The organism is Serratia sp. CY52157 (assembly GCF_052168495.1).
In the GTDB taxonomy this organism is placed as follows: Bacteria; Pseudomonadota; Gammaproteobacteria; order Enterobacterales; family Enterobacteriaceae; genus Serratia; species Serratia ureilytica.
Genome location: NZ_JBJNMO010000003.1, coordinates 147,077 through 160,272 on the forward strand (window position 1 = coordinate 147,077; position 13,196 = coordinate 160,272).

The window sequence follows — 13,196 nt, forward strand, 5'->3', positions numbered from 1 at the left end:
CGCGCGGGTAGGATGCCCGCGTTTTAGCAAACGGAGGACAGGACGTTCATCCAATGTTTGTCTTCGGGAGTGGGAAATGAAGCCTTTCTTGCGCTGGTGTTACGTTGCGACAGCACTCATGCTGGCAGGATGCAGCAACCATGATTGGCGTAAAGACGAAGTTTTGGCAATCCCGTTGCAGCCTACGTTGCAGCAGGAAGTGATCCTGGCGCGCATGGAACAAATTCTTGCCAGCCGGGCACTGACGGATGACGAACGCGCACAGCTTTTATATGAGCGCGGTGTGCTGTATGATAGCCTCGGGTTACGTGCATTAGCGCGCAATGATTTCTCGCAGGCGCTGGCGATACGTCCCGACATGCCGGAAGTTTTCAACTACCTGGGCATTTACTTAACGCAGGCAGGCAATTTTGATGCTGCCTATGAAGCGTTTGATTCTGTACTAGAGCTTGATCCAACTTACAATTACGCGCGTTTAAACCGGGGCATCGCACTGTACTATGGCGGCCGCTTCCCGTTGGCGCAGGATGATCTGCAGGCGTTTTATCAAGACGACCCAAACGATCCCTTCCGTTCGTTATGGCTGTATCTGGTGGAGCGAGAAATCGATCCCAAGAAGGCCGAGGTAGCGCTTCAGCAGCGCTATGACAAAGCGGACAGAGGGCAATGGGGATGGAATATTGTCGAATTCTACCTGGGCAAGATCAGCGAAAAAACGCTGATGGAACGCCTCAAGGCAGATGCAACGGATAACACTTCGCTCGCTGAGCATCTCAGTGAAACTGACTTCTATTTGGGTAAACACTACCTGAGTCTGGGGGACAAGGACACCGCTTCGGCGCTGTTCAAACTGACGGTGTCTAACAACGTTCACAACTTCGTTGAGCACCGCTATGCATTGTTGGAATTGGCGCTTTTGGGCCAAGAGCAAGACGACCTATCGGAATCGGACCAGCAATAGCTGACGAACACCTATCAGCCTGATGAACATTGGTTTTTAACCAAAGTTATCGCCTTAACGGGCGAGGGCTTTTTTGTTCGTTTTATAATCTAATTTGAGCCGGTTCACACTTTTCAATGAAAATGACTGAAAATTTTCTCGACGAGTTATGTAGACTGGCTGCCATTATTAATGAGGCACGTGTACATGACGACTGAGTTTGAAACCTCTTTTGCCGATCTGGGGCTGTCTGCTCCAATCATTTCCGCCCTGAACGATCTGGGCTATGAAAAACCATCTCCGATCCAGGCTGAGTGTATTCCTCACCTGTTGAACGGCCGCGACGTGCTGGGCATGGCACAGACCGGTAGTGGTAAAACTGCAGCGTTCTCGCTGCCGCTGCTGCACAACCTGCAGGCAGACCTGAAAGCACCTCAGATCCTGGTGCTGGCACCGACCCGCGAACTGGCGGTTCAGGTTGCCGAAGCGATGACCGATTTCTCCAAACACATGAACGGCGTCAACGTGGTAGCCCTGTACGGCGGCCAGCGTTACGACGTGCAGCTGCGCGCTCTGCGCCAGGGCCCGCAAATCGTTGTGGGTACCCCAGGCCGCCTGCTGGACCACCTGAAGCGCGGCACCCTGAACCTCTCCAACCTGAGCGGTCTGGTGCTGGATGAAGCCGACGAAATGCTGCGCATGGGCTTTATCGAAGACGTAGAAACCATCATGGCTGAGATCCCGGCTGAACATCAGACCGCGCTGTTCTCCGCCACCATGCCGGAAGCGATCCGTCGCATCACCCGCCGCTTCATGAAAGAGCCGCAGGAAGTGCGCATCCAGTCCAGCGTCACCACCCGTCCGGACATCAGCCAGAGCTACTGGTCGGTCTACGGCATGCGTAAAAACGAAGCGCTGGTGCGTTTCCTGGAAGCCGAAGACTTTGACGCGGCGATCATCTTCGTTCGTACCAAGAACGCGACCCTGGAAGTGGCCGAAGCGCTGGAGCGCAGCGGTTACAGCAGCGCCGCGCTGAACGGCGACATGAACCAGGCGCTGCGTGAGCAGACCCTGGAGCGCCTGAAAGACGGTCGTCTGGATATCCTGATCGCCACCGACGTTGCGGCCCGTGGCCTGGACGTTGAGCGCATCAGCCTGGTTGTCAACTATGACATCCCGATGGACTCCGAGTCTTACGTTCACCGTATCGGCCGTACCGGTCGTGCGGGCCGCGCCGGCCGCGCGCTGCTGTTCGTGGAAAACCGCGAACGCCGCCTGCTGCGCAACATCGAACGCACCATGAAGCTGACCATCCCGGAAGTGGAGCTGCCGAACGCAGAACTGCTGGGCGAGCGTCGTCTGGCCAAGTTCGCCGCGAAAGTTCAGCAGCAGCTGGAAAGCAGCGATCTGGATCTGTACCGCGCGCTGCTGACCAAACTGCAGCCGGAAGAAGAGCTGGATATGGAAACCCTGGCCGCAGCGCTGCTGAAAATGGCTCAGGGCGAACGTCCGCTGATCCTGCCGCCGGATCCGGTCTTCAAGCCGCGTCAGCGTCGTGAGTTCAACGACCGTGACGATCGCCGCGGCGACCGTCGTGACAGCCGCGACAGCCGTGACGGCGATCGTCCGCGTCGCGAACGTCGTGACGTTGGCGAAATGCAGCTGTACCGCATCGAAGTGGGCCGTGACGATGGCGTAGAAGTCCGTCATATCGTTGGCGCTATCGCTAACGAAGGCGACATCAGCAGCCGTTACATCGGCAACATCAAGCTGTTCGCTTCCCACTCCACCATCGAGCTGCCAAAAGGCATGCCGGGCGAGATCCTGAATCACTTCACTCGCACTCGCATCCTGAACAAGCCGATGAACATGCAGCTGCTGGGCGATGCACAGCCGTTCGAACGTCGCGAGCGTCGTGACGGCGGCAACGGCGGCGAGCGTCGCGGCAACGGTCGTCCGTTCAACGGCGAACGTCGCGAAGGCGGCCCACGTCGTTCCTTCGGCGAACGTCGTGAAGGCGGTAACGGCGGCGAGCGTCGTGGCGGTAACTACAACCGTGACGGCAAGCCGGCGCCACGCCGTGATGACGGCGCCCCGGCGGCACCACGTCGTCGTTTCGGCGACGCGTAATCGCCGATTCACCGTTCGCGGTGAGCGCTCTGAAAAACCAGCCTGCGGGCTGGTTTTTTTATGCCTGAAAATTGCCGTCAAACGCCCCTGAATGGCGTATCATTCATAAGGTTTTTTCTTACGGATGATATGCACGGGAGATGCCATGAGTTGGCAGCAGTTCAAATCTCAATACCTGGTGCGCTTTTGGGCGCCGCTGCCGGCGGTGATCGCCGCCGGGATCCTCTCTACCTACTACTTCGGCATGACCGGCACCTTCTGGGCGGTGACCGGCGAATTCACGCGCTGGGGCGGCCATGTGCTGCAGTGGTTCGGTCTGCACCCTGAGCAGTGGGGCTATTTCAAGGTGATCGGTTTGCAGGGCACGCCGCTGGAGCGCATCGACGGGCGCATGATCATCGGCATGTTCGCCGGCTGTATCGCCGCCGCGCTGTGGGCCAACAACATCAAGCTGCGTCAACCGCAGCATCGCATTCGCATCGTGCAGGCGCTGCTGGGCGGCATCATCGCCGGTTTCGGCGCGCGCCTGGCGATGGGTTGTAACCTGGCGGCATTCTTCACCGGCATTCCTCAGTTCTCGTTGCACGCCTGGTTTTTCGCGCTGGCGACCGCCGCCGGTTCTTACTTTGGCGCCAAATTCACGCTGCTGCCGATGTTCCGCATCCCGGTCAAATTGCAAAAGGTGAAGGCCGCCGCGCCGCTGACGCAGAAGCCTGAGCAGGCGCGCCGCCGCTTCCGGCTGGGCATGGCCGTCTTCGGCCTGGCGGTGGCCTGGTCGCTGTGGACACTGTTCGATGCGCCGAAGCTCGGCATCGCCATGCTGTTCGGCATCGGTTTCGGTTTGCTGATCGAACGCGCGCAGATCTGCTTCACTTCGGCGTTCCGCGATCTGTGGATCACCGGCCGCACCCACATGGCGAAAGCCATCATCATCGGCATGGCGGTGAGCGCCATCGGCATCTTCAGCTACGTGCAGCTCGGCGTGGCGCCGAAGATCATGTGGGCCGGCCCGAATGCGGTGCTGGGCGGTTTGCTGTTCGGCTTCGGCATCGTGCTGGCCGGCGGCTGCGAGACCGGTTGGATGTACCGCGCCGTGGAAGGGCAGGTGCACTACTGGTGGGTGGGGTTGGGCAACATCATCGGCGCTACGCTGCTGGCCTATTACTGGGACGACCTGGCGCCGGCGCTGGCGACCGACTACGACAAGATCAACCTGCTCGATACCTTCGGCCCGATCGGCGGCCTGCTGGTGACTTACCTGCTGCTGGCGCTGGCCTTCGCCGCCATGCTGTGGTGGGAGAAACGCTTTTTCCGCGCCCGGCCTGAGGCGCAAGTGGTGAATTTGAGGAGCATGCCATGAAAGCAACAACGATAGTGCCGGACTACCGGCTGGACATGCTGGGCGAGCCTTGCCCGTACCCGGCGGTGGCGACGCTGGAGGCGATGCCGCAGCTGAAACCGGGGGAGATCCTGGAGGTGATCAGCGATTGCCCGCAGTCGATCAACAACATCCCGCTCGATGCGCGCAACCACGGCTACAAGGTGCTGGATATCCAGCAGGACGGGCCGACCATTCGCTACCTGATCCAGCGTTAACGCCAAGGCGGTGGGGATCCCACCGCCTCTTCGCTTTTTAGCCCTTCACGATGTCGCCCTTCACGCCGGCGACGATCTCGAACGAACGCAGCCGCGCCTGATGATCGAAAATCTGGCCGTTGACCATGATCTCGTCGGCATCGGTTTCACGCAGCAGCGTTTGCAGCCCGTGGCGCACCGTTTTTTCATCGCCGACGATCGACATCCGCAGCGCCTGCTCGACGCCGTATTGCTCGCCGGCGGTCCACAGCGCGTGAATGTTATCCACCGGCGGCGGCAGCGGGCCGGGCGAACCGCGGCGCAGATTGATGAACTGCTGCTGCATCGAGCTGAACAGGAAGCGCGCATCGCGGTCGCTGTCGGCGGCGATCACGTTGACGCAGACCATGGCGTGCGGCTGCGCCAGCTGTTTGGACGGTTTGAAGTTCTCGCGGTACAGCTGCAGCGCCTGGAACAGCATATCCGGGGCGAAGTGCGAAGCGAAGGCGAACGGCAGGCCGAGCTGCGCCGCCAGCTGCGCGCTATAGAGGCTGGAGCCGAGCAGCCAGAGCGGCACATGCAGCCCCTGGCCCGGCACCGCCTGCACCGGTTGCCCGGGCTGCGCATCGCAGAAGTAGTTTTGCAGTTCCTGCACGTCGCGCGGGAAGGTATCCACGTCGCCGGACAGGTGGCGGCGCAGCGCCATCATGGTGCGCTGATCGGTGCCGGGCGCGCGGCCCAACCCCAAATCGATGCGCCCCGGGTAGAGCGACTCCAGCGTGCCGAATTGTTCGGCGATCACCAGCGGCGCATGGTTCGGCAGCATCACGCCGCCGGAGCCGAGGCGAATGCTCTGGGTGCCGGCGGCCAGATAGCCCAGCAGCACCGAGGTGGCGGCGCTGCCGATGCCGGTCATGTTGTGGTGCTCGGCCAGCCAGTAGCGCCGGTAACCCCAGCGTTCGGCGTGCTGCGCCAAATCCAGCGAACAGTGAAAAGCGTCGCGCGCCTTGGCCCCTTGCGGGATTGGCGATAAATCCAGTACCGAAAGCGGTACGGCAGTGTGTTCAGTCATGACATCGTCCATCAGAGAGTGGATCGCTTAAAGGGCGATTGCAGGAGTCTGCATACTAAAAGGCCGAAAAAAAGATGCTTTTTAGTGTTAAAAGCATAATCCAATTTATAGTTATAAAAGAGGAGATATGTGCTTGTGATATCCTCATGAGTGCAATGGTGTTTTTTGGAGCAATTTGAGACATGGAAATGATTATCCCCGCCCGCCGCTTACCGTTCCGGGAGCTGACATAATGAAAAAAAAGACGCTGTTTACCCTGTTGCTGATGTTGGCGGCGATCGCATTGGCGATCCTGTTCCGCGCGCACAATCAGGATCTGTTGCTGCAGGGTGAAGTGGATGCCCCCGAAGTGATCGTCGCATCCAAGGCGAAAGGCCGGGTCGTTGAACGCCTGATCGAACGCGGCGACGACGTGAAAAGCGGCCAGCTGATCATTCAACTCGATAGCCCCGAACTGATGGCGCAACTGCGTTCCGCACAGGCGACGCGCGACGAGGCCAAGGCGCAGCTCGAGCTGTCGCTGCACGGCACCCGTGAAGAGAGCATCCGCAACCTGCGCGCCAACCTGGCGCAGGCCGAGGCGCAGTACCGCAATGCGCAAAACGACTACAACCGGAACCTGAGCGTGGCCGGCAAGGGCTATATCTCGAAGTCCGAGCTGGACGCTTCGCGCCGGTCGCGCGACACCGCCTTCCAACAGGTGCAGGCCGCCAAGGCCAATCTGGATGAAGGCATCAACGGCGACCGCGTCGAGCAGCGGCAGCAATATGCGGCGGCGCTGCGGGCGGCGGAAGAGAACCTGCTGCAGATCCAGGCGCAGAGCGACGATCTGCAGGTGAAAGCGCCGGTAGACGGCGAAGTGGGGCCGATCCCGGCCGAAGTGGGCGAATTGCTGAACGCCGGCAGCCCGCTGGTGACGTTGATCCGGGTGCCGGACGCCTACTTCGTGTTTAACCTGCGTGAAGACATCCTGGCCCACGTGCGCAAAGGCGACAAGGTCAAGCTGCGGGTGCCGGCGCTGAAGGACAAAATGATCGACACCGAGGTGCGCTACATTGCGCCGCTGGGGGATTACGCCACCAAACGCGCCACCCGCGCCACCGGCGACTTCGACCTGAAAACCTTCGAAGTGCGCCTGTATCCGTCACAGCCGGTGGACGGCCTGCGTCCGGGGATGAGCACCTTATGGCAATGGAAAGAGTAAGGGCCGGCTGGCGCTGCTTCAGTCACGCGTTCGACAAAGAGTGTCGCGTCGCTTTTCGCAGCCCGGTGGTGCACTGGTTGAGCTGGATCTTTCCGCTGATCCTGTTTGCGCTGATCAGCAGCAACTTCTCCGAAGGCACGCTGCTCGATCTGCCGGTCTCGGTGGTGGACAGCGATCACAGCCCGCTGTCCAAATCGCTGACGCGTCGGCTGGACGCCGGTTCGCACGCCCACGTCGAGGCTTACGGCGGCGGGTTGCCGGAGTCGCTGAGCCGCCTGCGCAGCGCGCAAGATTACGCGTTGCTGTATATCCCGCCGGATCTTGAGGCCAACGCGCTGTCGGGCAAACAGCCGAGCGTGGTGATGTACTACAATGCGTTGTTCTACGGCGCCGGGCTGTACTCCACCCAGGACTTTGGCGGCCTGATGAACGAAATCAACGCCAGCACCCGCAGCATCATCGCCACCGAGATGGGCAAAACGCTGCCGCCGTTGGCGGACGTGACGCTCTCCTACGGCAGCCTGTTCAACGCCAGCGGCAGCTATATCTATTACCAGCAGTTCGCCGCCACCATCCATCTGCTGCAGCTGTTCGCGGTGACCTGCATGATCTACGTGCTGGCGCGCAGCAAGTCGCTGCTGCAGGCCAAGCCGTTCAGCCTGGCGCTGCTCGGCAAGCTGGCGCCGTACACGCTGTGTTTCACCACCCTGCTGATGGTCGAGATCGCGGCGCTGGTGGGCATCTTTGACGCCCGCGTCAGCGGCAATCCTCTGTTTATGCTGATGATCGGCCTGTTCTACGTGATGGCGGCGCAGAGCATCGGCCTGCTGCTGTACACCTTTACCGGCAGTACCATCACCGCGTACAGCCTGATCGGTATTTTGGTCAGTATCGCGATGACCTTCTCCGGCATGGCGGTGCCTGAGCTGTCGATGCCGCTGCCGGCGCGCATCATTTCCAACATCGAACCGCTGACCCACGCGCTGTACGCGATGTTTGACGTGTTCCTGCGGCAGGTGCACGCCAGCGCCATCTTCAGCGTGTGCGCGCTGCTGGCGGTCTATCCGCTGGTAGCCGCGCTGCTGGTGCGCAATCGCCTGCCGGCGCGGCTGGAAAAAGAGGGGAACGCCGGATGAAGCTCTATTGGCAAACCTTCGTTAAGGTGCTGCTCGGCATGCTGGAGCGGCCAGTGTGGCTGATGCTGATCCTGTCGCTGTGCATCATGAGCCTGGTGTACGCCAACCGCACGGTCTGGGATCTTCCGGTGGGGGTGGTCGATCAGGATCACAGCACCGCCAGCCGGCAGCTGATCCGCCAGCTGGACGCCACGTCCAAGATAGCGATTGAAACCTACGACAGCCTGGAACAGGCGCAGCGCGATCTCAGCTGGCGCAAGCTGTTTGCGGTGATCATCATGCCGGTGGATCTGGAGAAGAAGATCCTCAGCGGGCAGAACATCGTGGTGCCGGTCTACGGCGACGCCACCAACCGCCTGGCCAACGGCCAGATCCAACAAGACGTGGTGGCGGCCTATCAGCAGCTGCTGACGGAGTACAACAACGGGCTGCTGCTGCGTAGCGGCTTCAGCGAACGGCAGGCGCAGATACTGCTGACGCCGATACTGGGACAAACGCTGGACGTGTTCAACCCCGGCATCAGCTTTGCGGCGATCATCTTCCCCGGTCTGTTGGTGATGCTGTTGCAGCACTCGTTGCTGATCGCCTGTATCCGCGTCAATATCGCCATGAAGAGCATGCCCGGCGGCAAAGCGCCGCTGGCGGCGCACCTCGGCGGGCTGACGGCGCTGCTGCCGATCTGGCTGTTCCTGTCGATCGTGCTGTTCGTACTGTGGCCGTGGGTATTGGGCTATAGGCAGACGGCGAACATCGCCGAACTGCTGCTGCTGACCTTCCCGTTCCTGCTGGCGGTATTGGGGCTGGGCAAGCTGGTGACCGAGTGCCTGCGCAGCGTCGAGATGATCTACCTGACGCTGGCGTTCATCACTACGCCGGTCTTCTACCTGTCCGGCACCATCTGGCCGCTGCAGTCGATGCCGGCCTGGGTGCGCGCCATCTCGTACAGCATTCCCTCCACCTGGGGCACCAAGGCGATCGCCGGCGTCAACCAGATGGGGCTGTCGCTGAATGAAGTGTGGGGCGACGTGGTGATGATGCTGATACTCGGCGTGGTCTACACCCTGCTGGGCTTCGGCGTGGCCTTCTTGCGCAACAGCGTGGCGCTGCGCGGGATGTTCAGGAAGCGGCGTGCGTAAGGGGGAGGCATTGATGCCTTTCCCGGTGACGTTAAAAGATAATTAATCCAATGGGTTATTGCGTTATCCCCGCGGCCGGCGGGGATAACGCAAAGCGACCACAACCCGGCAATCGGGTTTCGGCCGCGCATAAGCTTTACTTGCTAGCGGCACGCAGCAACCCCTTCTTGAAATTCGGTCTGGCCCGCCGACAATCACGCACACCTTCAATCACGCCTGTTTGTGTTGCAGTGTTATGTTCTCTTTTTGATAAGGCTATTCCTAATTCTTTCAAACTTATCATCCCTAAAAAATAACCATTCGACTATTTAGCCAAAAGTGATATTTGCCGGGATAGAACATTGCTTATCCAATTTTAATTGTTATATTTCTATTTCGCCCAAAATGATTAAGTTTTCTTAATTGTTTATGTGTGTGATGAACTCCTCGGGATTTACGATCTTAGCGTGCGGAAATCATTAATTGTAGGATAATTAAATGGATTGCTCGCTCATAGTCATGAGATTGGTCTGTAAACGGGATGTTTCAGATAGGTGCCGTTATGTAATAAATATGAAGGAGCATGATGTATGGCGGGTAAATTAAGCGTTCAAACGGTTCTGTTTGAATATCATGGACAAAAATATAAGGTATTCCTGGCATGCGATAAACGGCATGTTGGGTGCAACGAATTAAATCCGTTGTATTTTTTAGATGCCAACAGACACTTTGAGACCCTAATTAAGGCGGGTTATCACGGTGATGATGTATCCCCTGTGCTTTATATTGGAATCGGTTATCAGGAGGGGGTCGATATTAAGGCGGCTCGCACATTCGACTATACGGTGAGCGATGGCAGCGAGCGCTTTAAAGACGGGGGCGGAGCGGAGCAATTTTATCGATTTATTCAGGATGTCGTCAAACCGTGGGTCGAATGTCGTTTTAAGGTCAATAAGCAAATGCAAACGCTGGCGGGGCATTCGTTTGGCGGGCATTTCACCTTATACGTGGCGTTTCATCATCAAACGGCTTTTCAGCGCTATGTTGCCGCCAGTCCCGCGCTCTGGTGGGCGAATGGCGCAGTGCTGCCCGAAGGCGACGTTAAGCTTGCCGCAAGCATTGATTGGTTATCGCTGCTATTAGGCAGCCGCGAGGAGCGGGCGGAGCCGGACAGTACCGATCTTGAGAAAGAGATCTTCCAGCGCATAGAGGATAACCCAAGGTTGAATGTCAGGAATCTGGCGTCGCAGTTGGTGAAAGACGGCGAGCGCTGCAGCTTCGAGTTTCTTCCCGGGCGCAAACATCCGGCGGTGGCAAAAGATTATGCACGCATAGCGAATTTCGTTGCGAGCCAAAAACCACTGCCAACAGGGCTGTGACAGGAGAGGTTAAATGGATTTTAAAGTGACGAGAGGGTTGCTGCTTTTGGCTGGATTATTTTTCTCTATCACGGCGGTGGCAAAGCCTGTTCAAACCGACGAGACCGCCTCATTGATTAACCAGCGATTGTCTTACATGAAAGACGTTGCCGGGTATAAGGCAAACAACCATCTGGCCATTGAGGATTTGCCTCAGGAAGCCAACGTATTGGCCAACTCAGTCCGCGAGGCGGAAGCATTGGGATTGGATGGCAAGTCGGTGGCTCCTTTTATACAGGCGCAAATGGATGCGGCCAAAGCGATTCAGTATCGCTACCGGGCAGACTGGCTGTCGGCGCCGGAAAACGGCTGGCAGCCTGAATCGCTAGACAGTGTGAGAGCGAAAATCAGCCGGTTGAATACCCAGATTTTGACCAGCGTCAGCAATAAATTGAAGAAAGGCGAGCGCTTTAATGACAGGTTTGTTTTTATGAAATCCCTGGAACAAACCCACCTGAAAGTTGGCGATAAAGAACGCCTGTGGCAGTCATTAAAGCGAATTGCGTTGAAAGGGTAATCGCCTGCCTTTGTTCTGGCTGAATGCGCCCGATGTGTGGTTTCGGGCGCATTCTCCTCGCGGGCGGCCAGCCGAATAATGGCGTTGAAAGGCCCCTCAGGCGAGGGAAAGCCCGGCGCCGGCCTCCATCACCCCACCAACGCCAACCCGGCCACGCGGCGCCAGTAGCCGTTGCAGTCGGCGTGGTCGGTCAAGGCCAGCGGCTGCTCGCCGCGCTCGTTGGCGCGGAAGGCATCGATCTGCGCCAGCGTCTCGGCGCCCTGCGGCGACAGCCGCACGATGTCCACCAGTCCCTGCATGTTCGGCAGCTCGTTGCCGAGGTTATAGCAGTAACCGCTCATCGTCTGGATGCCGTTGAGTACGAACACCTGCTGTTGTTCCTGCGAACGCATCATGCGGCCCTGCGGGTACTTGATGCAGCAGGTTTCGCACTCGTCCTTGCCGCGGTTCTCCGAGCGGGCGGTGAAGCAGCGCGCGGAATAGGCCAGCGGCAGATGGCCGTAGCTCAGCACCTCTACCTCGAAGTCGTGGCGGAAGCCCAACTCGTCGCACTGCGTCAGCAGATTGGCCAGCCAGTCGCGCGACAGCTCGACCGGCATGCACCAGCGGATCATGCCCTGGCGGCGCAGCAGGCGCAGGGTATAGGCGTTGTAGCAGTTCAGCGCATGGCCGGCGACGAACGGCAGGCCGTGCTCCGCCGCCATGTTCACCGCGCCCAGATCGTTGGCTTCAAACAGGAACTCGCCGTTTTCCACATAGCGTTTCAGCTCATTCAGTTCGGACGGCGCCTGCAGCAGCGCCAGCGTGGAGATCACCACCTGTTTACCGCTGCGGGCGATTTCGCGCGCCAGCGCCAGCCAGTCGCCGACCTTCATCTCGCGGCGCTTGGCGCAGACGCTCTCGCCGAGATAAATGATGTCGGCGCTGCTGTCCGCCGCCTGTTGATAGAACGTTGCGATGTCGTTTTTCGGCCAGTAGTAGAGTACCGGCCCCAGTGCGTATTTCATGTTTCCTCCGGCTACTGCCATTTGCGGTGATAGGCGCCCAGCGTGGTTTGGGTGCCTTCGGACATCGCGCCCAGCGTCTCCATCCAGGCGGCGTCGGCGCGGTAGGCGGCCGGATCGGCCTGGCAACGGTCGATCGCCTGGCGCCAGACGCGCGCCACCTGGCTGACGTAAGCCGGGCTGCGCTGGCGGCCTTCGATCTTCACCGAAGCGATGTTGGCGGCCAGCAGCTCCGGCAGCAGCTCCAGGGTATTGAGGCTGGTAGGCTCTTCCAGCGCGTGGTAGCGCACGTCGTCCACCAGATAGCGGCCCTTGCACAGCGTCGGGTAACCGGCGTTTTCGTGGTCCTGATAGCGGTCGATCAGCACGTCGTTCAGGCGCGACTCCATGCCCTGTGCGGTTTGCTGCCAGCGCACGAAACGCGCCGGCGAACAGGCGCCGACGGTGTTCGGCGACTCGCCGGTCAGGTAGGAGGAGAGGTAGCAGCGCCCCTCGGCCATGATGCACAGGCTGCCGAAAGCGAACACTTCCAGCGGCACCGGGCTGGTGCGCGCCAGCTGTTTCACCTGGTGCATCGACAGCACCCGCGGCAGCACCACCCGGCCGACCTCGAAGTTGCGCTGGTAGAAACGGATCGCCTCCTCATTGGTGGCGGAAGCCTGCACCGAAACGTGGCGTTCCAGCTGCGGGTAGCGCTGGGCGGCGTATTCCAGCATCGCCAGATCCGCCAGAATCAACGCGTCGGCGCCCAGTTGGGCGGCCATGTCCACCGCGCGCTGCCAGCGGGCGTAGCCGTCGGGATGGGCGAAGGTGTTGATGGCGATATGCAGTTTGCGGCCGTGGCGATGCACGTAATCGACCGCTTCCTGCAGCTTTTTCTCGGTGAAGTTGAGGCCGGCGAAGTGGCGTGCGTTGGTATCGTCTTTCAGCCCGATGTAAACGGCATCGGCGCCGTTATCCACCGCGGCCTTCAGGGCCGGCAGGTTGCCGGCGGGACAAAGCAGCTCCATAGATTTATCCTGGCTTAGCCGTACGCCCGGCCGGGCGCACGCTGTCTTTAAAGGTTGCCGACGACGGTGTTCCGC

The 13,196-nt window shown here is 59.6% G+C and carries 13 protein-coding genes; 10 read left to right on the forward strand and 3 right to left on the reverse strand.

Annotated features, from left to right (window positions below; genetic code table 11):
- Window positions 1–76 precede the first annotated feature (76 nt).
- The 5 genes from nlpI (at window position 77) to yedF (ending at window position 4,666) form a co-directional block, all read left to right on the forward strand.
- Window positions 77–961 carry a lipoprotein NlpI gene (gene nlpI / locus ACJ8IP_RS14570; RefSeq protein ID WP_004933495.1) on the forward strand — a complete coding sequence of 295 codons (885 nt, stop codon included), beginning with the start codon at window positions 77–79 and terminating at the stop codon, window positions 959–961.
- Window positions 962–1,083: 122 nt separating this feature from the next.
- Complete coding sequence (yrbN, locus tag ACJ8IP_RS14575; protein WP_223182019.1) at window positions 1,084–1,158, forward strand: protein YrbN; 75 nt, start codon at window positions 1,084–1,086, stop codon at window positions 1,156–1,158.
- On the forward strand, window positions 1,148–3,070 hold the full coding sequence (locus ACJ8IP_RS14580; RefSeq protein ID WP_033641661.1) for a DEAD/DEAH family ATP-dependent RNA helicase: 1,923 nt from the start codon (window positions 1,148–1,150) through the stop codon (window positions 3,068–3,070). Before yrbN ends, ACJ8IP_RS14580 begins: the two co-directional genes overlap by 11 nt.
- 145 nt (window positions 3,071–3,215) lie before the next feature.
- Window positions 3,216–4,430, forward strand: coding sequence for a selenium metabolism membrane protein YedE/FdhT (yedE, locus tag ACJ8IP_RS14585; protein WP_016929320.1), 1,215 nt, complete (start codon window positions 3,216–3,218; stop codon window positions 4,428–4,430).
- Complete coding sequence (yedF, locus tag ACJ8IP_RS14590) at window positions 4,427–4,666, forward strand: sulfurtransferase-like selenium metabolism protein YedF (protein ID WP_033641662.1); 240 nt, start codon at window positions 4,427–4,429, stop codon at window positions 4,664–4,666. Before yedE ends, yedF begins: the two co-directional genes overlap by 4 nt.
- A gap of 37 nt (window positions 4,667–4,703) precedes the next feature.
- On the opposite strand, the gene ACJ8IP_RS14595 is transcribed toward yedF, so the two are convergent.
- Complete coding sequence (locus ACJ8IP_RS14595) at window positions 4,704–5,717, reverse strand: luciferase-like monooxygenase (RefSeq protein ID WP_072626611.1); 1,014 nt, start codon at window positions 5,715–5,717, stop codon at window positions 4,704–4,706.
- A 232-nt stretch (window positions 5,718–5,949) separates the two neighbouring features.
- Between ACJ8IP_RS14595 and ACJ8IP_RS14600 the strand changes: the two genes are divergently transcribed.
- The 5 genes from ACJ8IP_RS14600 to ACJ8IP_RS14620 all read left to right on the forward strand — a co-directional run bounded on the left by ACJ8IP_RS14600 (window position 5,950) and on the right by ACJ8IP_RS14620 (window position 11,107).
- Window positions 5,950–6,921 carry an HlyD family secretion protein gene (locus ACJ8IP_RS14600; protein ID WP_033638900.1) on the forward strand — a complete coding sequence of 324 codons (972 nt, stop codon included), beginning with the start codon at window positions 5,950–5,952 and terminating at the stop codon, window positions 6,919–6,921.
- The gene (locus ACJ8IP_RS14605) at window positions 6,903–8,057 is read left to right on the forward strand and encodes an ABC transporter permease (RefSeq protein ID WP_033651473.1); all 1,155 of its coding nucleotides are present in this window, start codon (window positions 6,903–6,905) and stop codon (window positions 8,055–8,057) included. The genes ACJ8IP_RS14600 and ACJ8IP_RS14605 overlap by 19 nt, the downstream gene beginning before the upstream one ends.
- Window positions 8,054–9,193 (forward strand): ABC transporter permease, encoded by a 1,140-nt coding sequence (locus tag ACJ8IP_RS14610; protein ID WP_016929316.1) that lies wholly within the window; start codon window positions 8,054–8,056, stop codon window positions 9,191–9,193. The genes ACJ8IP_RS14605 and ACJ8IP_RS14610 overlap by 4 nt, the downstream gene beginning before the upstream one ends.
- 569 nt (window positions 9,194–9,762) lie before the next feature.
- Window positions 9,763–10,551 carry an alpha/beta hydrolase gene (locus tag ACJ8IP_RS14615; RefSeq protein ID WP_240290172.1) on the forward strand — a complete coding sequence of 263 codons (789 nt, stop codon included), beginning with the start codon at window positions 9,763–9,765 and terminating at the stop codon, window positions 10,549–10,551.
- A 13-nt stretch (window positions 10,552–10,564) separates the two neighbouring features.
- Entirely contained in the window at window positions 10,565–11,107 is a 543-nt protein-coding gene (locus tag ACJ8IP_RS14620; protein WP_042783539.1) for a chorismate mutase, read from the forward strand.
- A gap of 128 nt (window positions 11,108–11,235) precedes the next feature.
- Here ACJ8IP_RS14620 and ACJ8IP_RS14625 read toward each other — a convergent pair whose 3' ends face one another.
- Window positions 11,236–12,114 (reverse strand): U32 family peptidase, encoded by an 879-nt coding sequence (locus tag ACJ8IP_RS14625; RefSeq protein WP_198793232.1) that lies wholly within the window; start codon window positions 12,112–12,114, stop codon window positions 11,236–11,238.
- Window positions 12,115–12,125: 11 nt separating this feature from the next.
- On the reverse strand, window positions 12,126–13,121 hold the full coding sequence (gene ubiU / locus ACJ8IP_RS14630; protein WP_033641666.1) for a ubiquinone anaerobic biosynthesis protein UbiU: 996 nt from the start codon (window positions 13,119–13,121) through the stop codon (window positions 12,126–12,128).
- Between the last annotated feature and the right edge of the window lie 75 nt (window positions 13,122–13,196).

Bases quoted from the DNA above. Each gene is read 5' to 3' on its own strand.
- nlpI (WP_004933495.1), top strand. From the start codon at position 77: ATGAAGCCTTTCTTGCGCTGGTGTTACGTTGCGACAGCACTCATGCTG.
- ACJ8IP_RS14580 (WP_033641661.1), top strand. From the start codon at position 1,148: ATGACGACTGAGTTTGAAACCTCTTTTGCCGATCTGGGGCTGTCTGCT.
- yedE (WP_016929320.1), top strand. From the start codon at position 3,216: ATGAGTTGGCAGCAGTTCAAATCTCAATACCTGGTGCGCTTTTGGGCG.
- yedF (WP_033641662.1), top strand. From the start codon at position 4,427: ATGAAAGCAACAACGATAGTGCCGGACTACCGGCTGGACATGCTGGGC.
- ACJ8IP_RS14595 (WP_072626611.1), bottom strand. From the start codon at position 5,717: ATGACTGAACACACTGCCGTACCGCTTTCGGTACTGGATTTATCGCCA.
- ACJ8IP_RS14600 (WP_033638900.1), top strand. From the start codon at position 5,950: ATGAAAAAAAAGACGCTGTTTACCCTGTTGCTGATGTTGGCGGCGATC.
- ACJ8IP_RS14605 (WP_033651473.1), top strand. From the start codon at position 6,903: ATGGCAATGGAAAGAGTAAGGGCCGGCTGGCGCTGCTTCAGTCACGCG.
- ACJ8IP_RS14610 (WP_016929316.1), top strand. From the start codon at position 8,054: ATGAAGCTCTATTGGCAAACCTTCGTTAAGGTGCTGCTCGGCATGCTG.
- ACJ8IP_RS14615 (WP_240290172.1), top strand. From the start codon at position 9,763: ATGGCGGGTAAATTAAGCGTTCAAACGGTTCTGTTTGAATATCATGGA.
- ACJ8IP_RS14620 (WP_042783539.1), top strand. From the start codon at position 10,565: ATGGATTTTAAAGTGACGAGAGGGTTGCTGCTTTTGGCTGGATTATTT.
- ACJ8IP_RS14625 (WP_198793232.1), bottom strand. From the start codon at position 12,114: ATGAAATACGCACTGGGGCCGGTACTCTACTACTGGCCGAAAAACGAC.
- ubiU (WP_033641666.1), bottom strand. From the start codon at position 13,121: ATGGAGCTGCTTTGTCCCGCCGGCAACCTGCCGGCCCTGAAGGCCGCG.